Genomic DNA, 26965 nt, shown 5'->3' with positions numbered 1-26965 from the left:
AGGGATCCACGCCACGAATGTCTGAACTGGCCAAGCTTGCGCTCGCCGACGGAACTGTCTTTACGGGAACCCCTTTCGGCGCCCGAGGGGAAGTATTTGGTGAGGTGGTTTTCAACACCAGCCTGACCGGTTATCAGGAAATTCTGACCGATCCGTCCTACAACGGACAGATCGTCACCATGACGTATCCGCTGATCGGAAACTACGGCATCAACACAGACGATGTGGAGAGTGGCCGGCTCGCCCTGCGGGGGTTTGTCGTCCGCGAACTCTGCCGCGAACCGAGCAACTTCCGCTCGGTCATGTCGGTCGATCAGTATCTCCGTGAACACAACGTCGTCGGCATCGAGGGGATCGACACCCGCGCACTGGTCCGCCGGATTCGCGAACGGGGTGCCATGACCGGCGTGTTGTCGTCGGTCGATCTGGACGATGCATCGCTGATCGCCAAAGCCCAGAACAGCCCGGTGCTGGTCGGGCAGGACCTCGTCCGCGAAGTCACGCCCGACGCCGCCGCCGAATGGCAGATCGGCCTGCATGACTCGCTGCTCAATCCGATCACTCCGCACGTGAGCCGACGCTCGAACGGCGACGCGGGTCCGCATGTGGTCGCCATCGACTACGGGATGAAGTGGAACATTCCACGTCACCTTCGCGAACTCGGCTGCCGCGTGACCGTCGTCCCCGGCACCTCCACCGCCGAAGAGATTCTCGCCCGCAATCCGGACGGTGTCTTTCTGTCGAACGGCCCCGGCGATCCGGAACCGCTGACCTACGCGATTGAAACGATTCAGAACCTGCTGGGCAAGAAGCCGATCTTCGGAATCTGCTTGGGGCATCAGCTGCTGGGTCTGGCCCTGGGGGGAGAGACGTTCAAGCTGAAGTTCGGCCACCGCGGCGCCAATCAGCCTGTACTGAATATCGCCACCGGACAGGTGGAAATCACCTCGCAGAACCACGGTTTTGCCGTGGCGAAAGAATCACTGCCGGCCGGTGTCGAAGTGACCCATGTGAACCTCAACGACCAGACGGTCGAAGGGTTGAAGCACGACGGGCTGCAGGCCTTCAGCGTGCAGTATCACCCGGAAGCTTCGGCAGGCCCGCATGACAGCCACTATCTGTTCGGCCAGTTCATGCAGATGCTGAACCATCCCGTGGCAGCCGGCTGAGCCGGTCGGGCTCCCCGCCCAAGGCAGACAACTGGGGAGAGCAAAAGGCTCTCAGGTCGGGACTTGTTCCGGCCGATGACAAGGAATCGATCCGACGCTTTCGGCAGCAGCAAGGGGGGCATGGCTCCCGTGAGTGAAGCGTCGGGCGGGCCAATATTAACAATTCTGGATGACATTTATGGCAGTGCAACAAACCCTGATCCTGTTCAAACCCGATGCGGTCCAGCGGCGGCTGTGCGGTCGCATTCTGACCCGCATCGAAGAACGCGGCCTGCAACTGGTCGCATTGAAGCTGCTCAAAATCACTCCTGAGCTCTCCCGCCAGCATTATGCGGAACACGTCAGCAAGCCGTTTTATCCGCAGCTGGAAGGCTTTATCACCTCCGGTCCGGTCGTCGCCCTCGTGGTGGAAGGCCCCGGAGCGGTGCAGGTCGTCCGCGACATGATGGGCAAAACCAACGCCCGCGAGTCGGCCCCCGGCACGATCCGCGGCGATTTCGGCCTCTCACGGCAGGTCAACCTGATTCACGGCAGCGACAGCCCGGAATCGGCTCAGCGCGAAATTGCGATCTACTTCCGTCCCGAAGAGCTGATCCGCTACGAGTCGACACTGGCAGAGTGGGTCTGCGCCGACGACGAACGCGCCTGATCTCCGACGTTGTCCCGCGATGATTAACCAGCCCCGACGAAACCCGTCGGGGCTTTTTTATGGGCCGGTGCCCCATCGCTCGGGCTAGCTTGTCAACGGAGCGTCACTGCTCTCCAGCCCAGACTGATCGCCAGCCCCGCCATCCCCAGGACAGCGACCCAAGAGACGACCAGACAGATCTGGGCACGCATTCGCCTTCGCATCGAATTCTCTCGTAATGGGTCGCCCCCCGCCGTTCCTGCTCCGAAGGCGGAGTCTTGTCCAGCCAGCCTGCCGGTTAGGAACCGAATCCACAATCCGATTTTCACTCTGCGGTGTTTTTTGCGAAGTCCTGATCGAGCATTTTGACGTTTGATTGGCCCGTCCCCGCTAAGCGGAGGTCTGTATTTCACAATACGAAGCGCTTGCTGCGCGGGGACTCGAAAGTGCAACCTGCTCTAAAATTTCATATTGCGCGGCGGATCGTGTCCTCTCTTCGCAACCATTCTAATGCCGGTCCCAGCGGCCTGCCGGAAACGAGGGATCCATGACGGTCAATCAGCAGCAAATTCAGGCCGCCAAAGCAGGTGACGCGGCAGTGCTGGCGGAGTTGATTGAACCGTACCGGCAATACCTGAAGTTATTGGCCCGTATGCAGATCGGTCCGAAGATCCGGGGAAAGGCCGACGAGTCCGACATCGTTCAGGAAACTTTTCTCAACGCTCATTGCAGCTTTCCGGAGTTTCAAGGAGAGACCGAAGGCCAACTCGTGGAATGGCTGCGGTCGATTCTGGCGGCCAAGCTGGCAGAGCTATTTCGGCGATATCTCGGGACCCAACAACGGGACGTCCGTCTGGAAAGGGAAATCGGGGAGGCAATGGGGCAGTCCACCATGATCATGGGAGCCGGTTTTGCAGTCGGCCTGATTTCCCCTGAATCCTCCCCCAGCCACCGTGCCAGTCGGCATGAAGAGGCGGTTCGCCTGGCAGATGCTCTCTCCCGTTTGCCCGGCGATTACCGAGAAGCGATCGTGCTCCGCAATCTGGAGGGGCTCCCTTTTAAACAGGTCGCCGAACGGATGGGGAAGACGGAGGCGAGCGTGGAGAAACTCTGGCTGCGCGGGCTGGCGAAGTTGCGGGAGCAGCTGGGAGGCCACGCATGACATCTTCTTCCGATCATATCCCTGACGATGACTCACGGGTCTTCTCCATCGTCCAGAAGTATCTCGAACAGATTGAATCGGGCCGTCACCCGAATCGTGCGGAGCTGGTGTCGCAGTACCCTGAGCTGTCCGCACAGATGGCCCCCTATCTGGATGCCATCGAGATGCTGCACGCGGCAGCACCTCAATTGCGTGAACCGGGGAGCTCTTCCAGCGGCGGGAGTGCTCCCGGCAATATTCCACTGGGGCGGGAACCCCTGGGGGATTTTCAGCTCATCCGTGAAATTGGCCGGGGAGGCATGGGGGTCGTCTACGAGGCGATCCAGCTGTCGCTGAACCGCAAAGTCGCGATCAAGGTCCTCCCCTTCGCGGCCGCTCTCGACTCCCGACAGCTGCAGCGATTTCGGAATGAAGCCCAGGCGGCAGCGGCACTGCATCACCCGCACATCGTTCCGGTCTATGGAGTCGGCTGCGAGCGGGGAGTTCACTTTTATGCCATGCAGCTGATTGAAGGGCAGAACCTCGCGGCCCTGATTACCGGCCTGCAGGGAGAGTCGATCTCCTATGCGTCCGGATCGCTGCCCTCACCTTCTCGGGAGTCCTCAGCGGCGGGTGCTCTCCACGACAGCCAACAGCACAATCTCGAGACCGGCAGGCTGTTCGGAGCAGCGCTCACGACTCAGCACATGAATCGGCGGAACGCTTATTTCCGGTCGATCGCCGAAATGCTGGTTCAGGCAGCGGACGGCCTCGATTATGCCCATTCGCTCGGGATCGTGCATCGCGATGTGAAGCCGGCGAACATTCTTGTCGACCAGACGGGATCGGTCTGGGTGGCTGACTTTGGACTGGCTCAAATCCACACAGATCATTTGCTGACGCAGACCGGTGACCTGCTCGGCACACTGCGGTACATGAGTCCGGAGCAGGCCTCGGGCCAACTGGCACAGGTCGACCAGCGGACTGACGTTTATTCGCTGGGAGCAACTCTATACGAGTTGCTGACACTGCGGCCGCTCTTCGATGGGAGTAACCGTCGCCTGCTGTTGCAGCAGATTCTCGACGAAGAGCCCGAACCTCCCCGTTCGATCGACCGCACGATTCCACGCGAACTGGAAATTATCACGCTGAAGGCGTTGGGGAAGACACCGGCCGAGCGTTACAGCTCCGCCAGGGAGATGCGGGATGACCTGCAGCGTTATCTTGACGATTTGCCCATTCGCGCTCGCGCCCCCTCGTTGCTGGAACGTTCCGCCAAATGGTCCCGACGACATCGAGGGGTGGTGGTCTCCGCCGTGGCGGCTCTGTTGCTGACGGTGGCTGGGCTCTCTGTCGCCATCTGGATGACCGCCGCAGCCTATGACCGTGAACGCATCAAGGCCGCGGAAGCAGCGCTGCAGTATGAGCGTGCGGAACAAAACTTTCGTCAGGCCCGCGCAGCGGTCGATGAATTCACCCGAATCGGCGACGAGACTCCGGGGGACCACCCCCAGCTGGAAGCGATCCGCATCCGCATTCTGGAGTCGGCACTGGCCTACTACCAGACGTTTGTTCAACAGCACTCCGCCGATCCCGATCTGCAGGCTGATCTCGAAGTGAGCCTGGGACAGGTGGAATTGATTCTTAAGGAGTTGAACACACTCGCCGGTGCGGGCCGGTACATCCTGCTGCAGTCGCCTGTCGTGCAGGAAGACCTCAAGCTGACGGTTGCCCAGCTTGTTCCCTTGGAGGAATACGACCAGCGCTGGCGCGAATTACTGCGAGATACATCGCTGCTGACCCGTTCGGACCGGGAACAGAAGCGGCTCGATCTCGCCCGCGAGCAGGATGCGGCAGTGAAGCGGATTTTCACTCCCGAGCAGCAGACCCGCTTTCAGCAGATCGTCTGGCAGGAAGCGGGGCCGCAGGCTTTGGAAGATGCGGTCCTCGCGCGGCAGCTGGAGCTGACGGCCTCCCAGCGGACCGAGATTCGTAAACTTCTCAGCCAATACACCTCGCTCCGACCGGGCCCACCGCGCATGCCTCCCGGTCCGGATTCCCGGCCCCGGTTTCCCGGTGAAGAGCTGCCGCCGAACCGACATCCTCCGGGACCGCCCTTTGCCGCCGGAAGAGAGCAGTCACCCGTTGCTGAAGCGATCGTTCAGGATGCTCTGAGAGAGATACTGACTCCACAGCAGTTTGCTCAGTGGAAAAGCCTGCTGGGACCTCCGCTGGCCGAACCGATCACCCGACGTCCACCTCCACCCCGAACTTTCCGAAACTCCATTCCGTAGCAGGAACCGCCTCTATGAGATCCTTACTTCCCCCCCGTGGAATGGTGCTGCTGCTGCTGTGCGGTGGCGCCATGGCACTCTCGACAGGCCTGGGCGCTGGCCCGGCTTCGATGCTGACCAGCGTCGCCTGGTCGCAGGGCCCGGAACGACCGCAGGAGCGTGACCGCGAGGAAACTCCGGACGGACGCCCCGGGCCGGGTGATTTTCGCTTCGGCGGGCCCGGTGGCCCGGGAGGTGGTCGACGGGGCGGCCCGGGAGGACCTGGTGGATTCGGACCACAGGCCGATCTCGAAATCGTGAAGAAGTTCGATCAGGACGGCGACAAAATCCTGAACCGCGAAGAGCGACAGGCCGCCAGGAAATGGCTGTCGGAAGAGGGGAACAGCCAGCGCGGAGGCTTTGGACGTGGACCGCGTGGCGGTGGTCCGGGGGGCCCGCGAGGCCCCGGCGGATTCGGTGGAGGTCGTGACGCGGGACCGGGAGGGGATGAACGTGGTCGTCGGGAAGGACGTCCAGGTGGAGACGACCCCGGCTTCGGAGGCCCCGGTGTGGGACCCCGCGGGTTCGGACCTCCGGGAGGTGAGGACCGCGTCGCGGGAACTCCCGGTCCCAAAGTCAAACCGGAGCAGGTGCAGATCTACAAGGACGAGCCACTCTATGCCCCCGAAACGCTCCGGACCCTGTTCCTCACGTTTCCGGACGACGACTGGGAAGAAGAACTGGCGACCTTTAAAAACACGGATGTCGAACTCCCGGCCACACTGCTGGTGGACGGGAAGGAATATCCACAGATCGGCGTCAGTTTCCGGGGAATGTCCTCATTCATGATGATTCCTGCCGGGTCGAAGCGCTCGCTGAAGCTGTCTCTGGATCTGAAGAATGACCAGCAACGGCTCGACGGCTACAAGACACTGAACCTGCTCAACAGCAATGGCGATGCCTCGATGATGAGTGCGGCTCTGTATTCCCGACTTGCACGGGAACATCTCCCCGCTCCCAAGGTGAACTTCGTCAAGGTGGTCATCAACGGAGAGAGCTGGGGCGTCTATGCGAACGCGCAGCAGTTCAACAAAGAGTTCACTCAGGAGAACTACGGTGATACCGGCGGGGCCCGCTGGAAAGCCTCTGGCAATCCGGGGGCTGATGCAGGGCTGCGCTACCTGGGAGACGATGTCGCTTCTTACAAACAGCGATTTGAAATCAAGACCAAGGACCGCCCGGAATCGTGGCAGGCACTCATTCAGCTCTGCAAGGTGCTGAACGAGACTCCTCCGGAACAGCTGGAAGAAAAACTCTCACCCATTCTGGACATCGATGAGGTGCTGTGGTTCCTGGCCTATGACATGGCGCTGGTCAATGAAGACGGCTACTGGACTCGGGCCAGTGATTACAACCTGTATCTGGACTCGAAGGGGAAGTTTCACGTACTGCCCCATGACATGAATGAAGCGTTCCATGCCGCCAACGGCGAAGGACGATCCGGCGCCCCGGGTGGTCGTGGGGGTGCTCCTGGATTCGGTCCCCCGGGTGGTGGTCCCAATGGGGGCGGTCCGGGCAGAAGGGGGCCCGATGGAGAGGAACGCCGCTTCGCGGAACGAGGTGCCCCCCGGCAGGGAGATCGCCCCCCCGGCGACAACGCCAACGGCCCGCAGCAACCTGAAGGTGATTTCCCTTTCCCACCCCGCAGCGGTGGACCAGGTGGACCGCGCGGAATGATGCGACCAACCGTCACTGTCGATCCCCTTGTGGCAATTGAGAACGAGCGGATGCCGCTGCACAGCAAGCTACTGGCAGTTCCCAAGTTCCGGGCGCAATATCTCGCCAACATTCGCGAGATCGCCGAGAAACAGCTCGACTGGAAAACGCTGGGACCGATTGTCGCCGAGTATCGCAACCTCATCCAGAAAGAAGTGAAGGCCGACACCCGCAAACTGAGTTCTTATGACGCTTTCGTCCTGGCGGTTTCGGACAAGCCGGGCAACGCCGCAAACGCGCGCACCCTGCCGTTAAGGATGTTTGCGGATCAGCGTCGGGAGTTCCTGCTCAAGGCCACGGCCCCCTGATGCATTTTGACTGTTGATCGCCCCGTCCTCTTCACGCGGAGGTCAGCTTTTCTCCACCCGAAACGCCTGCTGAGGGGGCACATGAAAGAGCAATTCGCTCTTGCGAGCCTGTCGCTCCCGGAAACCCAACAATGTTTGATCCGAACTGTTCCTGCGTCCGACCTGTCCTGTCTCAGGTCTCTGACTGAAGCCCAAAGGGGGCGTACGTGAGTCACTCCAATGAATTTGTCTCGTCACTCTCTCCATCGCTGACGGCCCGTTCCGAAGGGGGGGCCGCGTATGAAGTCAAGTTCCTGATCAGCGAAGCGATCGCCGGCGAGGTGGAGAGCTGGGCGGGGCAGCAGCTGCGCCCGGACCCGCATGGCGATCCCGAACGGGGTGGCTCCTATCAGGTGACCAGTCTGTATACGGATACGCCGGAGTTCGATGTCTATCACCGCAGTCCGAAGTTCCGCCGCCGGAAGTATCGGTTACGGAGATACGGACGCGACGACGTGATCCACCTCGAGAGGAAGATCCGTCGGGGAGAGCAGGTTTCGAAACGCCGGGTGCTCATTCCAGAATCAGATGCCCCTCTGTTGTCACATCCGCTCTCTCTGGCAGACTGGCCGGGAGGCTGGTTTCACCAGAGTCTGCTGCGCAGGAATCTCCGTCCGAGCTGTCAGCTGGTCTATCTGCGCAAAGCCTATTTCCGAAGCGATACGGATGGTCCACTGAGACTGACACTGGACCGGGAAATCCGTGGCCAGCTGACGTCCGACTGGTGTCTCGCGCCTCTCGAAGCGCCGAGGTTGATCCTGCCCGGAGAAGTCGTGCTGGAACTGAAGTTCCGCGATCACCTGCCACAGCCCTTCAAGCAACTCGTCCACGACCTGCAGCTGTCCTCAACAGGTGTCTCCAAATATCGTCGGTGTCTGGATCTCTGCCTGCCGCGGGAGACTGTGACCGAGAATGGGGTGAATTATGCCTGACTCGCTTGTCACATCTGCAGACGCTCCTGTCCTCCTGCCCCTGGTGCTGATCACAGTCCGACTGCTGCTGGGACTGGTCTTCGGGTGTCTGGTTGCGGGGAGCTATTGGCTGACACAACCACGCCTGACGACCCGATCGTGGTCGCTGATGTCGACTCTCGTGCTGCTGACCATTCTGATCGGACTGGTCACCCTCGTGATCGGCAACAATGTCGCCCGCGCCTTCAGTCTCGTGGGAACACTCTCCATCGTCCGCTTTCGAACGGTTGTGGAAGACACCCGAGACACCGCCTTCGTGATCTTTGCGGTCGCCGTCGGCATGGCTGTGGGGACAGGTTATTATCTGGCGCCGGTGGTCGGTATTCCCGTGACAACGCTGGCCGCCTACCTGTTTCGCCACCGCGAGCACGGTCATCCTGAGAACTCGCTGACGCGTCAGCTCAACGTGCGGGTCGGGCTGGGACACGATGCCCGGCAACTGCTGGAACCGAAGTTTCTCGCTCACCTGCGACAATGGGATTTGGCCTCCGTCGCCACCGCGCGGCAGGGGACCGCCTTTCAGCTGCGGTACGAGGTCCAGCTGCTCACCGCCGACTCCGCTTTAACGCTGGCGGCGGAACTGAATCGTCTCGAGGGGGTTCAGGAAGTCGAAATCACCTCGTGATCCTTCGAGCGGAAAGAGACTCGAACTCGGGCGAGTGCGCGAGTTCAGGCTTCCGTCGGGCGGGGACGGTTCGCCCAGTGCCCGCTGGCATCTGTTCCCCGGACATGGACCCCTTTGAGATTCCAGCCCATTGCCGCCCGGACCTCGGCCGCGGCATATCGCAGCGTCAGGCCGCAGCGTCGACGATCACTCTCGTTGGCCTCCGATCCGTGTAACAACAGGTCGGAGTGAATCGAAATTTCTCCCGCCTTGAGAACATTGTCGACCACACGACCATACTGTTCAGGATTCTCGACCGTTTGCGTCAGCACGTTATGGTCTTCCGGCGTGCTGGGGCGAAACGTCAGGTGGCCGACCTGCTGAGAACCAGCGATGAACTTGACGCAGGCGTTCTCCTGATCGGCATCGTCGATCGCCAGCCAGACCGTGGCCGCCTTGGAAGGAGAGAGTGGCCAGTAGCTGGCATCCTGATGCCAGGCGACCGCTTTGCCGTCGCGCGGAAGCTTGCAGAAGAAGTGGCTGCCCCAGCCGATCACGTTCTCTCCCAGCAAGTCACTGACACAGTTGACGATGCGGCGGTCCGTCAGAATGTCGTAGACGCCCGCATATTTCATGTGAGCCGAGCTGATCGAGTAGCTGTCCCCGCCCGCAGCGACAACACGCTGCAGCAAGCCATCGAAATAGTCGCGGATTGACTGAATCTCGGCGGGGCTGAAGATCTTGATCGGCTGAAGAAATCCGTCGGTGTTGAACCTGTCGATCTGTTCGGGGTTGAGAGTTTGGGGGTTCGAGTTGCGAGCCGGATGGAACCGGAGGTCTCGCGGAAACGACTCGAGGGCGTTCTGATCCGGGACGATCTGAAAACTGGGGGTACTGAGCGACATCACGAACTCCCTGCCTGCGATCAAGATTATATATAATCACAACAGCGTCGTCTTTGAGTATGCGCCAGACTCACGGTTCCTGCAATCCCGGGGAGTGGAGATCTCTTCAGGAGAGGAAGAAGTCTGTTGCAAATTGCCCGGGCAGCCCTCGGCAAAACAGCGATTGATCTTGACCCCTTTTTAAGATTTTCTGTAAATCGCCCGACAGGGCAGGCCGCATGACGTTCGCGGCACGCAGCAAGTGTTGCTACTCACCCCCTGTTCGATTGATTGCCTGAGGGCCTTCACCTTTCAACATTGTGCGGAGCATGAACCATGAGTGAACGGATGCACTCGCCAACCAGCGGCACCGCGACACCGTCGCGCAAGAAACTGGCTTCGATCATTTTGGGAACAGCCACGTTGCTGATTGGTGCCGGCGTAGGCTTCCAGTTCTTCCGCGCCAACCCGGCTGCCTCGCAGACCGCCGAGCCGGAGTCCGGTCGGGCCACCCTCAACAGCAATCCGACTTCCCGCGTACTGGCCAAGGTCAACAATCAGGCCATTACCTACGACGTGGTCGCACGCGAATGCGTCAACCGCCACGGCAAGGAAGTCCTCGACAGCATGATCAACCGGCTGATCATTCAGCAGGAGTGCGACAAGAAAGGTGTCACCGTCAGCAAGGCTGAAGTCGAGCAGGAAGTCATCAACACCGCCAAGAAATTCAACCTGCCACTGGAAACGTGGTACAAAATGCTGGAAGCCGAGCGAAACATCAGCCGCGATCAGTATCACGATGACATCATCTTCCCGATGCTGGCACTCAAGAAGCTGGCTGGCCAGCAGGTCGAGGTGACCGAAGAAGACATGCAGATCGGCTTCGAACGGGACTACGGACCGCGTGTGCGGGCGCGGCTGATTCTCGTCGACGGCAATATCCGTCAGGCCAATGAAATCTGGCAGAAATGCGTCGACAATCCGGACGATTTCGAGCGAATTGCCCGCGAACATTCCGCCGATCCCAACACCCGCCCTCTGGGTGGTGTGATTCCTCCGATTCGCCGCCACGGCACCAACACACAGATCGAAGAGCAGGCTTTCAAGCTCAAGCCGGGGGAAGTGTCACCGCTGATTCAGGTCGACAAGAACTATGTGATCCTGAAGTGTGAAGGAACCACGGAACCGGTCGTGACTGACATCCGCACGGTCTGGAATGAACTCTATAACCAGCTCGTGGAAGAGAAGACCCAGGTTGCCGTGGCGAAAGTCTTTGAAGGGGTCAAGGACCAGGCCCGCGTCGACAACTTCCTCACGAACAAGTCGACCGGCGGAAAGATGATCCAACAGACGAGCGGAGTGGCCGTCCCAGCCCCCGCCCAGACGGTGAAACCGGCCGCTGGCGAAATGCCCGCGCGGCCGATGGGGAACGTCGACGCCCCCTTTGGCAGCCCGACTGCGAAAGCCCCTCAGGGAAGCAAAACCCGGTAGTGGATGCACGCAGACCCAAATCTCACTCCCCAAAGCCCCCGACAGACTGTCGGGGGCTTTTTTGTTGCGCTGAGTGAATTCGATCGGATGTGGCCAAGCCCTCGCGCTCGACAAAATCAACACAACCGGCAACATCGCGTCAACCAAGCTGAACAGAACAATCGTCACAACCCACCCAACCGGCCGCAACACCCAAAACGAGCTTTCACACATCCGCTTTCATGCCAGACACTTACGCCGCAGTGGCAACCTGTAGCGATTAAGCCGATTCTTCCGACGGCGCGCGTTCTGCTGATTCTGTCAATCGCCAAGACAACAACGATTACAGCGACTCTTCCGCTGATCTTCTTATTCATGCAACGAGTGGTGACGAGGTCGTTCACGACCGCTCCGACCGCTGATCCCGGTCTGTCACCGCTCGAGTTCCCTTGTGATGGGGAAGTGTCCGACCGATCAGCTGCAAACTGGTCGGTCGGACTTTTTGAAACACTCACGAAACGTTCCGGATTGCAGCCCGGCACGATTCGCACTGTGAAAACCGGACGCCGACCGCCGACCGGTTTTCCTGATCAGGCCACTCCGTGTCCGCCTTCTCAACGGTTCACAGGTGGCCCCGATCTTTTGACGCCGCGGTCGGACCGAAAAGCGAAGGAACATGCCATGTTGATCCAACAGCTGCTGAAAGATGATTCCGGTTTTATTGTCTCCGCGGAACTGGTGCTCATTTCGACTCTGGTCGTGCTCGGCATGATCGTCGGACTGAGTGAGGTTCAACATGCGGTTGTTTCTGAGCTGAATGACGTCGGCGACGCCCTCGGCTCGCTGAACCAGAGCTACTACTTCGGCGGATTGCGGGCCTGGAAGACCCGTGGCTGGGGTGGCGGTTGGGGCTGGGGCGGGGGAGGTGGCTTTAAATCCATGACCGTCGGCTCGGCGTTTACCGACTACGGCGACAGCTGCGATTGGAACCAGTGCGCCCTGTCCTGCGATGGCCCGGTCTCTGAAGCGGGCAAAGGCTTCGGCGGCGGCCTCAGCTATGCGACCAGCACCTGCGGTGGCTTTGTCACCGGGGCCACCTCTGGACCGGTCTCCTCGACCACCGTCGTGACGGGGACCAGTCCCGTCAGTGCCTCACCAGCGCCGACCTGTTCACCAATTCTGAGCACACCGACGAAAACGGTTCCGGCTGTCCCCCCGACGCCAACGCCGGCCGCACCCGCACCGTCGCTGTCCATTCCCCCCGCCCCGTAACGGGTACAGATCGCTGACGATCCGCTTGCCCCCGTGAAGCACGGGAAATCGGAATCGGACAGTTTAAAATGGGGTGAAAGAGCCAACAGCTCACAAATCTTCGCTTGCCCCCGGCTGGTCACCGGGGGTTTTGCATTTTCACAGGGCTCTCTGACCGTGCGAGCGAGAGCACTCAGAAATTTGAACTGCCCCGTCCTCGACACGCGAAAATCAGTATTTCGCCAGACGAAACACTTGCTGCGCGGGCACTGGAAAGAGCAACCTGCTCGACTTGCGCTCCCTTGGCCCGCTGCAGACTGGTCTTCCAGATCGAGATTGCCACATTCTGCCTGTTCTGGCATAGTCCCCCCGCTTTGCATCCGCTTCGCAGGAGGTCGACATGCCACACACCCCGTTGACGACAGGACAACGAGTCTTGCTCGCGCTGCTGTGCATCGGCGGAGGGGGTGCGTTGCTGGAACTCTGTGTGGCCACGGCCGGTCCTCAATCCTGGCTGGGCTGGGCCTGTGCTTCACTGGCTGTCGCCGCAGGAGCCGGAACCCGCCGCCGCCTCTCCTCTCTGCACTACCTCACCGTGTCCGCAGGCATTCTGACCACGGTGCTCTGGATGCTGGTGCGAACTGCCCCCGCGACCAGTTTCGGAGCACTGCTGAATCTGTTTGCAGTGACGGCTATTCTTGGTCTGGTTGGCGGAATGCTCGCTTATACCCGACGACCTTTAGCCGTTGAAGCGGTAGCGGCACCGGTCACGCCCCTTCGAGAAGAGAACGTCGAAGTCGGGGACGTGCATTCGCTGCTGCCGTGGCATCAGGTCGACGAAGAACATTCCGAACTCGACGAAGATCTGGAAGCGGAGGAGCCCGTCGAGTCCGAGGATCTGGTTACTCAGAGCTGGACCCGCTTCCGCTCGCAGGACGGTGAACGGCTGGAAGGATTCATGACGATCCGGCTCCCTTCCGGGGTCCGTCAGTCGTACGTGCATCTTCCCTTCTCTCCTCCACTCCCTTCCCCTCCTCAAGGCTGGTGCGAATGTGACGGGAGCGAGTCGATGATGGCGGAGTTCGATCTCCTGCAGAAGTTCGGCGCCCGGCTTAACGTCCGTCGCTCCGGCTCGCTCGAAGACGATGCCGAAGCGCAGCTACAGATGGTCCTGGAAGCGCCCGCCCAGGCATTGCGCGCCGCGCGGCAACCCGCTGCATAAGCCGGTCCGGGGAGGGTCCCGGAGCCGACACCTCCCGCCATTCTTGCGTAGGGGCGAGCGTCAGCTCCAAGACACCTCAGGTTCGTCAGCAGCCGACTGAGTCGTCCACGCCGGGAACGACAGCAAGTTGTTCTTTTCAGTCGCCGTGCAGCACGTCTTCCGCATGATCAAACGTCCTTTCGCACGCCGAGTTCGGGGCCGATGCCAACCGGAAAATGGTCGAGTGAGGCATTGATTCCGGCCAGTCTCTTCTCCAGAATCGGGCCTGGGCATCTCAAGAGGGCAAGTGATGACAGACGCGGCTGAGAATCTCCCGTCATCCAGCGACGCACGGCCTCAGACAGAATCTCCCGTTGCGGAGAAAACGCAGCCACCCCCACCGGCAGCCCCACCCCCACCGGCAGCCCCACCCCCACCGGCAGCCCCACCCCCACCGGCAGCCCCACCCCCACCGGCAGCCCCACCCCCACCGGCAGCCCCACCCCCACCGGCAGCCCCACCCCCACCGGCAGCCCCACCCCCACCGGCAGCCGAAGCGCTGATCTTCGGGTGGAGCCGTTCTGATCGAATCTTTATCACAGCGGTTGGTGCCGTTGTGCTGCTGTGCATTGGACTGCGGGCCGGGCAACTCTATCGCGAGGAAGGACAACTGATCGAAGTCCACCGCCCTCACGAGCGGAAGTTCGAGTTCCAGATTGACATCAACCGGGCGACCTGGGTCGAGTGGATGCAACTGGACGGAATCGGGGAAAGTCTCGGGCGACGGATTGTCGCTTACCGTGAAGAGCATGGCCCCTTCGCATCGATTGATGACATTGACCGCGTTCCGGGAATCGGCCCCGCTAAAATGCAGGCAATCCGCCCTCATCTGCGGTGCGTCCCGCTCCCGGTGCAACCGACACTGCAGGGCAAAAATGCCGGAGCGAATTGATTCCTGCCCAGGCTCCGCTTTGACATGACTGCGACAGAGCACACGACATCCGGCCTGTTCCTTCACCCGAATCAGCCGGGCGCCGCTGCGCAGCCTTTGGCGAGAATTGCAGACGTCACTGCCGTTGATCTCCCCTCGAAAAATCCGTCGTGTCCTGCTGGTTGGAGAACGAAATCTCGAGGGTGCCGATTCGCGACGGATTACTCACCACGAGACCTTGACGCGATCCCCGACATGCGCCAAGTTGCCATCGTCAGTGTGACAATTTTTTTAAAGGATGATGGGATGATTGTCGGAATTCCGTGCGAGGTGAAATCGGATGAATACCGCGTAGCCATGCTGCCTGTGGGGGTCGAAGAGCTGACCCGTGCCGGTCACAAGGTGCTGGTGCAGAAGGGGGCCGGCCTCGGAAGTGGAATCAGTGATGAGCAGTACGTGCAGCACGGGGCGGAACTGGTCGACAGCCCCGAAGAGGTCTTCGCCAATGCCGGCCTGATTGTCAAAGTGAAAGAGCCGCAGCAGAAGGAATGGGACCTGTTGCGACCGGGACAGATGCTGTTCACCTATCTGCACTTCGCTGCAGATGAAAAGCTGACCCGTGCCGTCCTCGATACGGGAGTCACCGCCATTGCCTATGAAACCTTGCGTGGTCCCGATCGCAGTCTTCCCTGCCTGACCCCGATGAGCGAAGTTGCGGGCCGGATGAGCGCCCAGGAGGGGGCGAAGTACCTCGAACGTCCGCAACAGGGGCGGGGCATTCTGCTGGGAGGAGTGCCGGGAGTGCCGCCAGCCAAGGTCGTCATCTTTGGAGGAGGAATCGTCGGGAAGAATGCCGCCCAGATCGCAGCCGGCTGCCAGGCAGATGTCGTCATCATGGACGTCAATGTGGAGCGTCTCCGGTATCTGGAAGACATCATGCCCCGCAACGTGAACACGGTCTTCTCCGATCGCCACAACATTCGCGAGCAACTGCAGTCGGCAGACCTCGTGATCGGCGCCGTCCTGATTCCTGGCGCAAAAGCCCCTCATCTGGTCACTGCGGCCGATCTCAAGTTGATGAAACCGGGAGCGGTCGTGATCGATGTCTGCATTGATCAGGGTGGCTGCTTCGAAACCAGCCGGCCGACAACACATGCCGAACCGACATACATTGTCGACGGAATCGTCCACTACTGTGTGACCAACATGCCGGGAGCAGTCGGCCGGACGAGTACGTATGCGTTGTGCAACGTGACATTTCCCTATGTACAAAGCCTCGCCACGCTGGGACTGAGCGGCGCCTGTGCCCGATTCCCCGGTCTGATCGAAGCCGTCAACATGCACAACCGCCAGGTGACCAATCGACCGGTCGCGGAAACGTTCGGCCTGACGTACGTCCCGTTTCAGCCGTAACTGTTTGCAGATCGGATCGACCATCCCCGCCGCGCGGAGTTGCGCTTTGATCAAGCACACGTGACGCTGCGGGGACCGGAAGAAGCGACCAGCCTTATGCGATTCCTCTACGGACTCATCGGCATCGCGATCGTCACTGTCGCGGTGCGCGCTGAGTCCGGCGAGGGGACCTCTCAACGTTACTTCGCAGGGCTGCGGAGCCGCGGGCTGTATGTCCTCGCTGAAGAGTACGCCCAGACCCGTCTGAACGAACTGGGACTCAAGCCCGAACAGCGTTTCGAGCTGCACATCGAGCTGTTTCGCACCTTGCTCGAACATGGCAACGCCAGCAGCGGTGATCAACGGAAGGAACTCTGGAACGCAGCAGAACGGACCCTCCAGAGTCTTGCGGTCGACGAGCTCACTCCGGAACAACACCAGCAACTGCAGACACAACTGGCCCTGCTTCCCGGTGAACAGGGAAAGACCCTCGCCTGGAATGTGACCCTCATCCCCGAAGATGAACTTTCCCGTCACGCCGCCGTGGGACTCTTGCTGGAAGGCAGGGACCGTCTGAACGAGCTCATCCGGCGGACAAACGGAACTCCTCCTGCCGGGGACCAGTCACCTCCTGCCGACAACCTGAGCTGGCTGTTGCAGCGGGCAGAATTCGAAGTCCTGGCAGCCGAGCTCCTGCCTCCCGGTCAGGAGCGTTCGGACTTGCTGAACACCGCCGCGCAGGAACTGATCGGGCTCCTGCGTTCGCAGACGGACAACGAAACGACGGTGGCAGGCCATCTGTTGTGGGCCAAGGCAGCCCGGCTTCAGGGGGATCAGCGCAAAGCGGTCTCCGTTCTGGAAAACCTGCCGAAAGCAAAACTCCGGAAGGGGGACGCCGACCGGATTCTGGCGGAGCGGGCCAGACAGGAACTGGCACAGCGGCAGCCGGACGAGGCTTACCGCTTCCTCGAACCCCGGTTGAAATCTGCTGCTGCCAGTGATGAAGTGCGGGCTGTGGCTGTCGAAGCCTTGATCGACCTGTGGCAACGTGCCGCCCTCGAAGGGGATCAGCAGGCGCAGGCGTTGCACTTGCAGGAAGCCCGGACTCAAGGGGCGCAGGCTTCCGGTCGCTGGCATCAATTCATCGCGGCCCGACTCGAGCGACAGGAGGAAGATGCCTTACTCGGTGCCGAACTCTCCACCGCGATTCGCAAAGGCCGCGGCGCATGGCAATCGGGACGCACGCAAGAGGCCATCGAAGAATTCGGGAAAGCAGCCATGCTCGCCCATCGCCAGGGACTCCCCGATCGGGCGGCTGAATTCGCACTGACCCGGGCATCAATCCTGCTGAAAATCGAACAATGGGCCGGTGCAGAAGCCACCTTTCAGGAGATTGTCGCCAACTTCCCGCAGCATCCCAAGACGGCGGAAGCGGATCTCCTCCGGATCTATGCCATCGGGCAACAAGCGGAGAAGGACGGAGCGGATCAGGCTCATCGATTTACCGAGGCACTGCAACAACATACCACAGCGTTTCCCAATTCCCCGACCCGGTGGGAAGCGGTCTGGATGCTGGCTGCGCACGCCGAACAGCAGGCACGTTGGCCGGCAGCTGCCGGGCACTATCGGACAATTCCCGTTGATCATGCTCGTCGCGAGGCTGCGGAGTTGCGAGTTCTGCAGATCGATGACCATATGCTGAGGCGGCCCGCTTCCGATCCCTCTGGGGGCGAGTGGAAGGAACACGCGCAGGCCGATGCCCGACAGATTGGACGCAGATTTGTGAGTGTCGACTCCCCGCTGACTCCTCAGCAGGGAGAAATTCTGCTCCGCTGTGCCGAATTGCTGCTGGCCGCCGCTCCTCAACCGGATGCTGATGAAGACCGTTTTCTGGAACGGCTGACGAAGGGGAATTCTCCCAATGGCGAAACCCGCACCGACCCTGCCGCGGCAGAACCCTGGCGTCACATTCAGACCAAGGCCACTCAACTGCGAGTGCTGTCGCTTGCCGCCCAGTCGCGACTGGGGGAAGCGCGCGAACTTCTGGGGAAGCTCCGCAATCAATCCCCGAACGAGTTGCTGGCGGTCCTGTCGGGGCTGACCGATCTGACGGGCAGCATCGATCCCGAACGCCGCCGGGAACTGGGTTCGCTGCAACGGCTCGCGGTTCAGGAGATCACGCTCCGGCGCGGAGAACTCAACGCGCAGCAGCAACATCAACTCGACCTCTGCACTGCGGAAGCACATCGGGCCAGTGGCGATCTCCTCGAGGCCGCCAAGCGCTACGAAGCCCTCTGCAACGCCGACCCGACCAATCGACGCTTACTTCGGGAATTGATCCGGATTCAGATGGAACTGGGTGAACCGGTCGACCTGCAGCACGCGCAGGCGGGTTGGCGCAAACTTGAGAAACTGGAACCAGCTGGTTCCGCTGCCTGGATCGATGCCCGTCTGCACCTGATTGAACTGACTCGCGATTTGAAGGATTCCGCCGGAGCCCTGAAGCTGCTGACCGTGACCCGGACGCTTTATCCCGCGATGGGGTCACCGGAATTGAAGGCGCGGGGTGATGCACTCTGGCAGGAACTCTCCACGCAGAAGTCGACAAAGTAGCCGTCGGCGGCAAACTGCTGAAACCAGTGACGCAAGTCATCCACCAGACTTTCAGCAGACTGAGGGCTGTGCAGCAGGGACTGCTCCAGTGCCTCTCCCAGAGGGACTCCCTGTTGAAGATTGCAGAGGAGATGATACTGAATCGCGTTCAGTGGAGAGCGACGGACCACATAGTCGCGACGATTCACGGCCAGCCAGGTCGGTTCCGGTGTGATTGCCGGAATCGGTTGCTGCTGCCGGACCGCGGTAATCAAATCTTGCACGGGGAAACGACACTCGGTCAGCCGCAGCGAAGGGGCCGTCACGATCCGCAGACGGAGCCACTCCTCCGCCGGCACCGTCTGAAGTCTCGCCACGTCAAACGGCGGCAGGTCTTCTTCACCCGGGCCGTCAAAGACCTCGCTGTAGAGACGTTCCAGCCCGGCGACGTCAATCAGCAGGTCGGCCCAGTCGGGGGAGTCACCCTCCCGGGGGGGACGAGTCTCGGCCAGATAGCTGGCGAAGGATGTTCCCAGGTCGCCGAGTGTCGGGCTCACAGGGGGATGCGCCTGCAGAAATCCGACCACCAGCCCGGCAAACGCCTCTTTGCCCGCAACCATCAGCGTCGCAGGAAATTCGTCCTCGAGACATTCGATCAACCGGGCGAAGTAGGCATTGCCATAGACCGCCAGTCGTTCCGCGCTGCTCCATTCTGGTGACTGATTGATCACCTGTTCCAGACTGTCGGACGCGACCGGGAGTTCGCCTGGGGCGACAGGAGAATGCACACCGGCCTCGACTCCTCCGGGATGCGTGATCACCGCCAGCATCCAACGCTGCAACGAGGAGAGATCCGCACGGGATTGAGGAGAAGAATTCATCATGACACGATCATTGCGGCGCGCGGTGCTATTCCACTTCCACAGAGACCCGGACTGAAGGGTGCGGAATCGCGACGCGAGCCTGTTCAGCCCGTTCCGGTCGTGAGGTTCTAATGCTGTCGGACGTCGTCTGATCATTCCCTTCGAGACAGCGGCGGGCCTTCAGCACCTCGGCGTGAACGACATCGAACTCGGGAATCCGGGCATCCCACTCGAGCAACGTCGACACACCCGACGTCAACTGATGAGTTCGGCGATACAGCTCCCAGACCCGATCGATCACCGGACCGTCGTGAGTATCGATGCAGTGGGTTCCCAGATCGGTATGTCCCGCCAGATGCACCTGCACGATCCGGTGATGCGGGAGACTCTCAATATACTCATACGGGTCAAACTGGTGATTGACGCTGGAGACATACACGTTATTCACATCGAGCAGCAGGCCGCAATCGGTCTCTTCCGCCAGTCGGCGCAGGAACTCCGCTTCCGACATCGTGGAGCTGGCGAACGTGACGTAGCTGCTGGGGTTTTCCAGCACGAGTCGGCGCTCTAGAAATTCCTGCACGACTTTGACCCGTTCCGACACGTGCTGCAGCGTTTCTTCGTTGAAGGGGATGGGCAACAGGTCGTGTGAGTTTCTGCCGTTGATTCCCGTCCAGCAGAGATGATCAGAAACCCAACAGGGTTGAATCGCCGTTGCCAGCGATTTGAGCGCCCGCAGGTAATCGAAGTCGAGCGGATCACTGCTGCCGATCGACAATGACACCCCATGCATGACCACGGGGTAGCGCTCTGCGATCTGCTCGAGGACGACGCGCGGCCGTCCCTGCGAGAACATGTAGTTTTCCGAGATAACTTCAAACCAGTCGACGGGCGGCTGTTGGCGGAGGATGTGTTGATAGTGCCGCGTTCGCAGACCGATGCCGAACCCCAGATGCGGATAACCCAGACGTGGCGGTTTCATGGCAATCCGACCGAGGCACCGTGACGACGGAAGCATACTGAATTTTCTGGCGACCCGTCTTCAACACACGGAACTCACCGCTCACCTCGAAAGCTCAATCGGCGCAGTGAGTGGCCAATCCTCTCTCCAGGCCGATTACAACTTGGCAGCAGGGGCCTCGCCGAATGTTTTCCCGGCGTTCTTCATGGCGGCCTCGAAGTTCTTCCGAGCAGAGCCCCACGCGTGGTCCATCAGCGGAACAGCGCAATGCCCCTGGCCTTTACAACTGTTTTCGCCCGGATGCTCTCCGCACCCTCCCTGGCCGTTGCACTGATTCGTGCCGCCGCAGCTATGCGCGACCACCGAGGCACAGGTCCCTTGCCCCGCGCACGCATTCTCTTTGCTGGCTCCCTGATTTTTGCAGGTATTCAATCCCCGACAGACGTGAGGTTCTCGCAGCAGGCGATGCTCGGCCACGGCTGTGGATTCCGTTGCTGCGGGAGCGGGTGTCGCTTCCTGACCGGTGGTGCTGCCTCCTTCCGGAGAACCTTTGGGACAGCCGGCCAGCGAGCCGGCGACGAGGCCGCTCACGGCCGAAAGAGTAAGGCGATGAAAGTCGCGACGATTCCAGGAGGGAGACGACATGAGCATTCCTGTGTCGTGTTTGGTCCACACGTGCCACGGTTTGTGTCACGGCGACGGGATGAAAAGTCCCGCATCGTGCAGCGTGGCAAAGTTGCTGCCGCAATGCAACGTTGCCACCGGAAATCCGCAGTGGTCGACCGGGCCCGCGCGGGGAAAATCCCGCATTCGGTTTTTCTGCGAGACGTGGCAGGATTCCGGTGATTCTGCTCCGCAATTCGCGGTTGAATCCCCGACATTCGACTGCGGCAATCCGGGGGAATTTCGACCGAGATTGCGTGCCGGCGGATGGGTCCTATAATGACGAACGGCAGATAGGAATCAGCAGAGATGATCGATACAAATCGCGCACCGCAAAGGGATTGGCCCGGCTCGCGTATCCGGATTGGTGCTGTCAGCTACCTGAACAGCAAACCTCTGATCGAGGGGCTGGCGGACCTCTGTCCTGATGCCGATCTCGTTCTCGATTACCCCAGTCGTCTGGCGGACGATCTGGCCAAGGGGAAACTGCATGTCGCACTGATCCCCTCGGTCGAGTCGTTTTCCGATCCGGACTACGAGATCGTCTCCGATGCGTGCATCGCCACGCACGGTCCCGTGATGAGCGTGAAGCTGTTCAGTCGGGTCCCTCCGGGTGAGATCACGACGCTCGCCCTGGATGAAGGTTCACGCACCAGCGCTGCACTGGTGCAGATCATGCTCGACGAGCGATACGGCGTACGGCCATCGCTTCAGAAGCTGCCACTCGGCCAGTCCTTCCAGGACACTAACGCCGATGCCGTACTGCTGATCGGCGACCGTGCGATGTCTCCCCCGGCGGAAAAGTTCCATACGGTCTGGGACCTCGGTGAAGAGTGGGTCCACTGGACCGGCTTGCCGTTCGTTTTCGCCATGTGGGTCACCCGTAAGGGGACGGAACTGCAGAATGTGGAACAACAGCTCTCGGCCGCCCGTAATGCCGGAGTGGAGAACATTGAAGCGGTCGCAGAGCGAGGGGCGAACCAGCTGCAACTCCCCTATGACCTGACTCTCAATTATTTGAAGCGGAACCTGCATTTCACGCTCGGGCCTGCAGAACGGACCGGCTTGCGTCTGTTCCGGGAATTGGCTGCCCAGCGGGGATTCGCAGCAGATCGCCCGTTGGCTTTCCGCGGCATGGATGAAGCGATCGAGTCAACGAGCTCGATGATTGCAGTGCACTGAGTCGCGGCCGGCAATCCGGGAAGTCCAGTTTGATCGGCCGTCCACGCCATGCACAGCGGAACGTCTGGTCAGAGAATGACTCGCTCGGGGCAGGCGAACGAAGCCGTTGCTGGCGATCAGCAAGGCGGGTGACTTTGCGCCGGGTGACTGTGGGCTCGAGCAGGGGACTCTTGCCTGTGCCCGCGTAACGAGAACAGGCACATCAAAAGCGAATATCTTCTGAAGACGCAACTGGGCGGGAATCGTCTCCAACCCGCTGAGCCCCAACGAAAACAAGGTGGCCGAAACAGGTTCGACCACCTTGCGGAAGAGAGCTTGAATTCCGCGCGACTTAAGCAGCTGCGGAGCCGTCAGTCTTGAACAGCTTTTCTTCGCCGCGAACGATCTCGGGGGTAATGACGTATCGCAGCCCCTTCTCACGTTCCGGCAGTTCGTACATGATGTCGAACATGACCTGCTCGACAACACTGCGCAGTCCACGGGCCCCGGTCTCTTTGGCACGGGCGATGCGGGCGATTTCTTTCAGCGCCGGCTGCGTGAATTCCAGCTCGGCCCCTTCCATTTCGAACAGCTTGCGGTACTGATTGACCAGCGAGTTCTTCGGCTCGGTCAGCACAGCCATCAGTTCGTCTTCGGTCAATGTCCGGAGAGTGCTGAGCACCGGGAGACGACCGAGCAGTTCGGGAATCAGGCCGAACTCGAGCACGTCTTCCACGGTCACATGCCGCAGCAGTTCCCGACGCTGTTCTTCTTCGCTGCGGGCATCCTGGCTGAAGCCGATCATCTTGCGGCCGAGCCGCTTGGCGATGATGTTCTCCAGTCCGACAAACGTTCCGCCGCAGATGAAGAGGATGTTGCTGGTGTCGACCTGAATGTACTGCTGTTCGGGGTGCTTGCGTCCCCCTTGCGGCGGGACGTTGGAGACGGTCCCTTCCAGCATTTTCAGCAGCGACTGCTGCACCCCTTCGCCGGAAACGTCGCGGGTGATCGAGACGTTCTGGCTGGTCTTGCCGATCTTGTCCAGTTCGTCAATGAAGATGATCCCCCGCTGAGCGGCTTCGATTTCGAAGTCGGCTGCGTGCAGCAGCTTCAGCAGCAGGTTCTCAACGTCTTCACCCACATAGCCCGCTTCAGTCAGCGTCGTGGCATCTCCGATGGCGAACGGGACCTGCAGGAACTTGGCGATCGTACGGGCCAGCATCGTCTTGCCGGAACCGGTCGGGCCGATGAACAGGATGTTCGACTTTTCGATTTCGACTTCGTTGTCGACATCTTCGGCGAGCATCAACCGCTTGTAGTGGTTGTGCACGGCGACCGCCATCGTCTTCTTGGCGTGCGTCTGGCCGATGATGTACTGGTCCAGATGGGCCACGATTTCGCGAGGAGTCGGCACCTTCTGGAACAGCTTCTTGCTTTCACCACGGCGTCGGCGATCCTGATCCAGGATCGACTGGCACAGGTCGATGCACTCGCCGCAGATGTAGACATCTCCGGGGCCTTCGACCAGGGGGCCGACATCACGATAGCTCTTGCCGCAGAAGGAACAGTTCGCGTTCTTCTTGCCAGAACTCTTGCGACCGAAATTGGAATCCTTGGAGGTCATGTAGAACCCTTTAAAGCTGTCGTGCGCGACGGGACCGCCACGTCTGCCATACTCGCCGCCACCTCCATGTTTCGGCCGCGAGCGATTAATATCTGGATCGTCATCATGAACGGAAACAGGGAACAGTACAACTACAGGTGAGCGATCAGGATGAAACGCTATCCCGCGGAAGTGATGGGCGGGGAATTCGATGGGCCAACAATGCCGTTGACGCTTCCGCGAACAGATCAGGTGGGACGTTTGGACTGTTCTCGAATTACGGCAGCAATGTTCTGTTGCCGTCGCGCCAAAGTTTGACCCTTGATGGATCGGAATTCCTCGTCCGACAAGTCACCCCGCCGGTTCAATTCTTCCATTTGCTCCACGATTTGATCGGACGTGTCGGCAAGATCATTACTACCCTGACACCACGCACGAATCCTATGCACCACCACTGCCATGACGATGAAAGCAACTCCGAGGCCAATCCAGACCAGAGTGGACTGATTCAGGACTTCCTGGAGCTTTGCGGAGGCTTGAGCTGCGAGCATAGACACCTGCCTGTGAACCTTTCGGCATTATCCGCCGTTTTTTGGGGCAGGACAAGACCTGACCTCCATGAAAGCGGTCGCATTTGCCGGAACCGTTTTCGACAGGATTTCGACGCCTCTTGCAGGTTTTTCAAAGTCCCACGGACGAAATGACATTTGCCCTGCAGGGCGACCTGATCACCATCGAAGTTCCCCTGTCCTGCGCTTGCTGCCCTGCATCGCCGCAGCCGAGATCACGATGGAATGCGGACACCATAATAATGGCGCTACTGCGACCGCCTCAGCGCTCCTGAGAATCGGGGAGTCATTTGAAGCACTCGGCCGGCCACCTTTGCGGGCGAAATCAGCTTCTTGACCAAACATTGCGGCAATCGCCGTTTCCGCCAAATTTCCGGGCCGCTGTTAAGACCCGTTGACTCTACGGGCAGCCCGATCGGATTTGCCAGCAGCCCCTGCGGAATTCCTGCGTTTCAATTCAAAGGGCTGAAAGCCTCAACCGATACACACTTCGCAGACCGCATCACGGACAGATGCGCGTTGTTTTACGGTGGGGGGCGATGAGAACCACCGTGTCTGGAATGCTCGGGGGAGCATTCCCTTGGGGGGACAGGGATGCGAAAGTTCTCAAAGGTCTCGTTACTGTTGGCGCCTTTGCTGCTGGGTACTGCGGCGGGCTGTGCCAGTCCACTCTCGTGGATGAGCCGTCCCGACAAGAACTTTACCTCAGCCGAAGCGCGGGCCCGACGACTCCGGTCGGTGGCCGAGCAGTATGAACGGGATGGTCAGCCGCAGATGGCCTATGTGATTTATGAGCGGGTTCTCGCTCAGAATCCTCAGGACCAGGAGGCACGTCATCGGCTCGACATGCTCGCCCAGCGCGGAATCGAAGGGGTGCCTGCCAAGGGGCGGCCCAATCTGCAGCCTGGCAGCGCGCTCCCCAGCGATGCACCTGCCATTGGCAGCCCGGCAGCACTTGCGAAGACCCGCACTCCTCCCGCGATGCCGGAAAAGAGGGGCGCAGAACAGCCGCAACAGGCTTTGGCCAAAGCGGGGAAATCTGCGAAGCCGGCAGCCACCCAGAAGCCCGCTGTCCCCGCAGAAACAACGACAACACCGGCAGTCGAGACTCTTGCCAAGTCCGAGAAACCGACCGCCACTCCGGCAAAAGCGGCTCCGGAAACGCCCGCAGCTCGCCCTGCACAGCCGGCTGTGGCTCAGGCCGATCACGACCAGGCCGAATGGAAATCTGCGACCTCGGACAAGTCGGTGGCAGCGGCTGCTGATCTGCCTGTGAAGGGGGATGCCGTCCAGACGGATGACGTCTGGAAGACCACCATCACACCCGCTTCCGCCCAGACACCCAGCGTGGCCGCCAAGGGGACAGTGCTGCGTGAAGATCCGACGGTGATCGAAGACAACTGGACGCCGACGCGGCTGTCCAATCTCTGCGAAGAAATTCCGCCCCACCTGCAGGCCGCCGTTGCCAAGCTGGAAAGCACTGACCCTCAGGAACGGATCGCCGGACTCCTGGAACTGGGCGATCAGGGGGAAGCTGCCCGGGGGGCCTCACTCGCTGTTCACGCTTTGATGACCGATGAAAATCCGCTCGTGGCGGTGAACGCCGCCGGCGTGTTGCGGGATATTTCCGGAGACGCGTGGGAGTCGGTGAAAACACTGGCAGCCCAGCTGGGGAACAAGGACGACGAAGTCGTGCGGCTCTCCGCTTACCTGCTCGGTCGCATGGGCCCCGAAGCGATGGAAGCCTCCGATGAACTGGTGACCCTGCGAAACGGTGGCCAGGGAATTACCAGTCTGCATGCCGCCGAGGCACTCATCCGCATTACGCCGGATGATCCGGAATCGGTCGCTGTTTTGACCGGGGCACTCCAGGACAAGAGTGAAGACACCCGCTGGTTCGCCGCGGTGTCACTGGGAACCGTCACCGGTGTCTGGCAGGCCGATGCCGCCAAGGCTCTGGTGAAGGCTCTCCACGACGAGAAGGCCGATGTGCGTGCTGCCGCAGCACTCAGCCTCGGGGGTCTCGGCAAGAATGGGGAACTCGCCCTTCAGGATCTGGAGCGCTGTGCCGCTCACGATACTCTCGAAGTGCGAGATGCCGCCTCGACGGCGCTGGCCTGCCTGCGGGAATAGTCGCTCGTCGGCAGAAGCGACAATCGAGCCTCCTGCTACGACACGGGAAGCTTCTGCAGTCGGTCGGATTCGGCCGCAATATCTCACGGAAACTCGCAACAGGCGGAGAGATCACTCTCCGCCTGTTTTTCTATTGGGCTCATGCAGTGACCCGACGAGTTCTCGCGACTTCTTTGCTCCACTCACGAACACTCAACCCGGGTCTTTCTCACCGGCGCTGGCCGGATCATCCGCTCAAATCCGGGTTGACGTCGTCTGCGGGGGAGCCATATATCCGCAGTCTCGTGTTCGTCTAATGCTTCGGCCAGGCCCTGCTCTGACAGACACCCAGCCGATGCTTTGTTTCACATCAGCACGATCGCGGCGAGACAAAACAGAACCT

22 protein-coding genes are annotated in these 26965 nt (G+C 60.6%); 15 read left to right on the top strand and 7 right to left on the bottom strand.

The genetic code is table 11. The annotated features are described in order from the left end of the window. The first annotated feature begins 17 nt into the window (after positions 1-17). The 7 genes from carA (at position 18) to SH664x_RS03940 (ending at position 8930) form a co-directional block, all read left to right on the top strand. Positions 18-1169, top strand: coding sequence for a glutamine-hydrolyzing carbamoyl-phosphate synthase small subunit (gene carA, locus SH664x_RS03970; RefSeq protein WP_437205232.1), 1152 nt, complete (start codon positions 18-20; stop codon positions 1167-1169). 184 nt (positions 1170-1353) lie between these two features. Further along, entirely contained in the window at positions 1354-1818 is a 465-nt protein-coding gene (gene ndk / locus SH664x_RS03965; protein ID WP_437207177.1) for a nucleoside-diphosphate kinase, read from the top strand. A 526-nt stretch (positions 1819-2344) separates the two neighbouring features. Continuing rightward, positions 2345-2959 (top strand): sigma-70 family RNA polymerase sigma factor, encoded by a 615-nt coding sequence (locus SH664x_RS03960; protein ID WP_437205231.1) that lies wholly within the window; start codon positions 2345-2347, stop codon positions 2957-2959. Continuing rightward, positions 2956-5232, top strand: coding sequence for a serine/threonine protein kinase (locus SH664x_RS03955; RefSeq protein ID WP_437205229.1), 2277 nt, complete (start codon positions 2956-2958; stop codon positions 5230-5232). Before SH664x_RS03960 ends, SH664x_RS03955 begins: the two co-directional genes overlap by 4 nt. Positions 5233-5246: 14 nt before the next feature. Then, a complete protein-coding gene (locus SH664x_RS03950) occupies positions 5247-7295 on the top strand; it encodes a CotH kinase family protein (protein WP_437205228.1) in 2049 nt (682 codons plus the stop codon). A gap of 206 nt (positions 7296-7501) precedes the next feature. Next, positions 7502-8266, top strand: coding sequence for a polyphosphate polymerase domain-containing protein (locus SH664x_RS03945; protein ID WP_437205227.1), 765 nt, complete (start codon positions 7502-7504; stop codon positions 8264-8266). Beyond that, the gene (locus SH664x_RS03940; protein ID WP_437205226.1) at positions 8259-8930 is read left to right on the top strand and encodes a DUF4956 domain-containing protein; all 672 of its coding nucleotides are present in this window, start codon (positions 8259-8261) and stop codon (positions 8928-8930) included. The genes SH664x_RS03945 and SH664x_RS03940 overlap by 8 nt, the downstream gene beginning before the upstream one ends. 44 nt (positions 8931-8974) lie before the next feature. Here the strand turns inward: SH664x_RS03940 and SH664x_RS03935 are convergent, their stop codons facing one another. Next, on the bottom strand, positions 8975-9814 hold the full coding sequence (locus SH664x_RS03935) for a phytanoyl-CoA dioxygenase family protein (RefSeq protein ID WP_437205225.1): 840 nt from the start codon (positions 9812-9814) through the stop codon (positions 8975-8977). 315 nt (positions 9815-10129) lie between these two features. On the opposite strand from SH664x_RS03935, the gene SH664x_RS03930 reads away from it, so the two are divergent. The 3 genes from SH664x_RS03930 to SH664x_RS03920 all read left to right on the top strand — a co-directional run bounded on the left by SH664x_RS03930 (position 10130) and on the right by SH664x_RS03920 (position 13736). After that, positions 10130-11284, top strand: coding sequence for a peptidylprolyl isomerase (locus tag SH664x_RS03930; protein WP_437205223.1), 1155 nt, complete (start codon positions 10130-10132; stop codon positions 11282-11284). 660 nt (positions 11285-11944) lie between these two features. After that, on the top strand, positions 11945-12535 hold the full coding sequence (locus SH664x_RS03925; RefSeq protein WP_437205222.1) for a hypothetical protein: 591 nt from the start codon (positions 11945-11947) through the stop codon (positions 12533-12535). 379 nt (positions 12536-12914) lie between these two features. Then, complete coding sequence (locus SH664x_RS03920; protein WP_437205221.1) at positions 12915-13736, top strand: hypothetical protein; 822 nt, start codon at positions 12915-12917, stop codon at positions 13734-13736. Between the two features lie 167 nt (positions 13737-13903). Here the strand turns inward: SH664x_RS03920 and SH664x_RS03915 are convergent, their stop codons facing one another. Further along, on the bottom strand, positions 13904-14254 hold the full coding sequence (locus tag SH664x_RS03915) for a hypothetical protein (protein ID WP_437205219.1): 351 nt from the start codon (positions 14252-14254) through the stop codon (positions 13904-13906). A 77-nt stretch (positions 14255-14331) separates the two neighbouring features. Here SH664x_RS03915 and SH664x_RS03910 point away from each other — a divergent pair, with 77 nt between their 5' ends. From SH664x_RS03910 to SH664x_RS03900, 3 genes are all read left to right on the top strand, one after another. After that, positions 14332-14667 carry a ComEA family DNA-binding protein gene (locus SH664x_RS03910; RefSeq protein WP_437205217.1) on the top strand — a complete coding sequence of 112 codons (336 nt, stop codon included), beginning with the start codon at positions 14332-14334 and terminating at the stop codon, positions 14665-14667. A 285-nt stretch (positions 14668-14952) separates the two neighbouring features. Beyond that, entirely contained in the window at positions 14953-16059 is a 1107-nt protein-coding gene (gene ald, locus SH664x_RS03905) for an alanine dehydrogenase (protein ID WP_437205215.1), read from the top strand. A 96-nt stretch (positions 16060-16155) separates the two neighbouring features. Then, the gene (locus SH664x_RS03900) at positions 16156-18651 is read left to right on the top strand and encodes a hypothetical protein (RefSeq protein ID WP_437205213.1); all 2496 of its coding nucleotides are present in this window, start codon (positions 16156-16158) and stop codon (positions 18649-18651) included. Here the strand turns inward: SH664x_RS03900 and SH664x_RS03895 are convergent. The 3 genes from SH664x_RS03895 to SH664x_RS03885 all read right to left on the bottom strand — a co-directional run bounded on the left by SH664x_RS03895 (position 18567) and on the right by SH664x_RS03885 (position 21099). Continuing rightward, positions 18567-19514: an HvfC/BufC N-terminal domain-containing protein gene (locus SH664x_RS03895; RefSeq protein WP_437205212.1), complete on the bottom strand. Its 948-nt coding sequence runs from the start codon at positions 19512-19514 to the stop codon at positions 18567-18569. The genes SH664x_RS03900 and SH664x_RS03895 overlap by 85 nt on opposite strands. Positions 19515-19539: 25 nt before the next feature. Then, a complete protein-coding gene (bufB, locus tag SH664x_RS03890; protein ID WP_437205210.1) occupies positions 19540-20475 on the bottom strand; it encodes an MNIO family bufferin maturase in 936 nt (311 codons plus the stop codon). A gap of 135 nt (positions 20476-20610) precedes the next feature. Then, positions 20611-21099 carry a hypothetical protein gene (locus SH664x_RS03885; protein WP_437205208.1) on the bottom strand — a complete coding sequence of 163 codons (489 nt, stop codon included), beginning with the start codon at positions 21097-21099 and terminating at the stop codon, positions 20611-20613. A 327-nt stretch (positions 21100-21426) separates the two neighbouring features. Between SH664x_RS03885 and SH664x_RS03880 the strand changes: the two genes are divergently transcribed. Continuing rightward, entirely contained in the window at positions 21427-22299 is an 873-nt protein-coding gene (locus SH664x_RS03880) for a menaquinone biosynthetic enzyme MqnA/MqnD family protein (protein WP_437205206.1), read from the top strand. A 331-nt stretch (positions 22300-22630) separates the two neighbouring features. Here SH664x_RS03880 and clpX read toward each other — a convergent pair whose 3' ends face one another. Both clpX and SH664x_RS03870 read right to left on the bottom strand, forming a co-directional pair. Then, positions 22631-23902, bottom strand: coding sequence for an ATP-dependent Clp protease ATP-binding subunit ClpX (gene clpX, locus SH664x_RS03875; protein ID WP_437205205.1), 1272 nt, complete (start codon positions 23900-23902; stop codon positions 22631-22633). 227 nt (positions 23903-24129) lie between these two features. Next, a complete protein-coding gene (locus tag SH664x_RS03870) occupies positions 24130-24432 on the bottom strand; it encodes a hypothetical protein (RefSeq protein ID WP_437205204.1) in 303 nt (100 codons plus the stop codon). Positions 24433-25044: 612 nt separating this feature from the next. On the opposite strand from SH664x_RS03870, the gene SH664x_RS03865 reads away from it, so the two are divergent. Then, on the top strand, positions 25045-26583 hold the full coding sequence (locus SH664x_RS03865) for a HEAT repeat domain-containing protein (RefSeq protein WP_437205202.1): 1539 nt from the start codon (positions 25045-25047) through the stop codon (positions 26581-26583). The last annotated feature ends 382 nt before the right edge of the window (positions 26584-26965 follow it).

Source organism: Planctomicrobium aquicomposti (assembly GCF_051466325.1).
In the GTDB taxonomy this organism is placed as follows: domain Bacteria; phylum Planctomycetota; class Planctomycetia; order Planctomycetales; family Planctomycetaceae; genus Planctomicrobium.
The sequence above is the reverse complement of the archived record's forward strand: the minus strand, read 5'-3'. Positions and strand labels throughout refer to the sequence as shown.

Bases quoted from the DNA above. Each gene is read 5' to 3' on its own strand.
- SH664x_RS03885 (WP_437205208.1), bottom strand. From the start codon at position 21,099: ATGTCGTCTCCCTCCTGGAATCGTCGCGACTTTCATCGCCTTACTCTT.
- SH664x_RS03865 (WP_437205202.1), top strand. From the start codon at position 25,045: ATGCGAAAGTTCTCAAAGGTCTCGTTACTGTTGGCGCCTTTGCTGCTG.
- SH664x_RS03950 (WP_437205228.1), top strand. From the start codon at position 5,247: ATGAGATCCTTACTTCCCCCCCGTGGAATGGTGCTGCTGCTGCTGTGC.
- SH664x_RS03920 (WP_437205221.1), top strand. From the start codon at position 12,915: ATGCCACACACCCCGTTGACGACAGGACAACGAGTCTTGCTCGCGCTG.
- clpX (WP_437205205.1), bottom strand. From the start codon at position 23,902: ATGACCTCCAAGGATTCCAATTTCGGTCGCAAGAGTTCTGGCAAGAAG.
- ald (WP_437205215.1), top strand. From the start codon at position 14,953: ATGATTGTCGGAATTCCGTGCGAGGTGAAATCGGATGAATACCGCGTA.
- SH664x_RS03900 (WP_437205213.1), top strand. From the start codon at position 16,156: ATGCGATTCCTCTACGGACTCATCGGCATCGCGATCGTCACTGTCGCG.
- bufB (WP_437205210.1), bottom strand. From the start codon at position 20,475: ATGAAACCGCCACGTCTGGGTTATCCGCATCTGGGGTTCGGCATCGGT.
- SH664x_RS03960 (WP_437205231.1), top strand. From the start codon at position 2,345: ATGACGGTCAATCAGCAGCAAATTCAGGCCGCCAAAGCAGGTGACGCG.
- SH664x_RS03955 (WP_437205229.1), top strand. From the start codon at position 2,956: ATGACATCTTCTTCCGATCATATCCCTGACGATGACTCACGGGTCTTC.
- carA (WP_437205232.1), top strand. From the start codon at position 18: ATGTCTGAACTGGCCAAGCTTGCGCTCGCCGACGGAACTGTCTTTACG.
- SH664x_RS03935 (WP_437205225.1), bottom strand. From the start codon at position 9,814: ATGTCGCTCAGTACCCCCAGTTTTCAGATCGTCCCGGATCAGAACGCC.
- SH664x_RS03940 (WP_437205226.1), top strand. From the start codon at position 8,259: ATGCCTGACTCGCTTGTCACATCTGCAGACGCTCCTGTCCTCCTGCCC.
- SH664x_RS03870 (WP_437205204.1), bottom strand. From the start codon at position 24,432: ATGCTCGCAGCTCAAGCCTCCGCAAAGCTCCAGGAAGTCCTGAATCAG.
- SH664x_RS03930 (WP_437205223.1), top strand. From the start codon at position 10,130: ATGAGTGAACGGATGCACTCGCCAACCAGCGGCACCGCGACACCGTCG.
- SH664x_RS03925 (WP_437205222.1), top strand. From the start codon at position 11,945: ATGTTGATCCAACAGCTGCTGAAAGATGATTCCGGTTTTATTGTCTCC.
- SH664x_RS03895 (WP_437205212.1), bottom strand. From the start codon at position 19,514: ATGATGAATTCTTCTCCTCAATCCCGTGCGGATCTCTCCTCGTTGCAG.
- SH664x_RS03880 (WP_437205206.1), top strand. From the start codon at position 21,427: ATGATCGATACAAATCGCGCACCGCAAAGGGATTGGCCCGGCTCGCGT.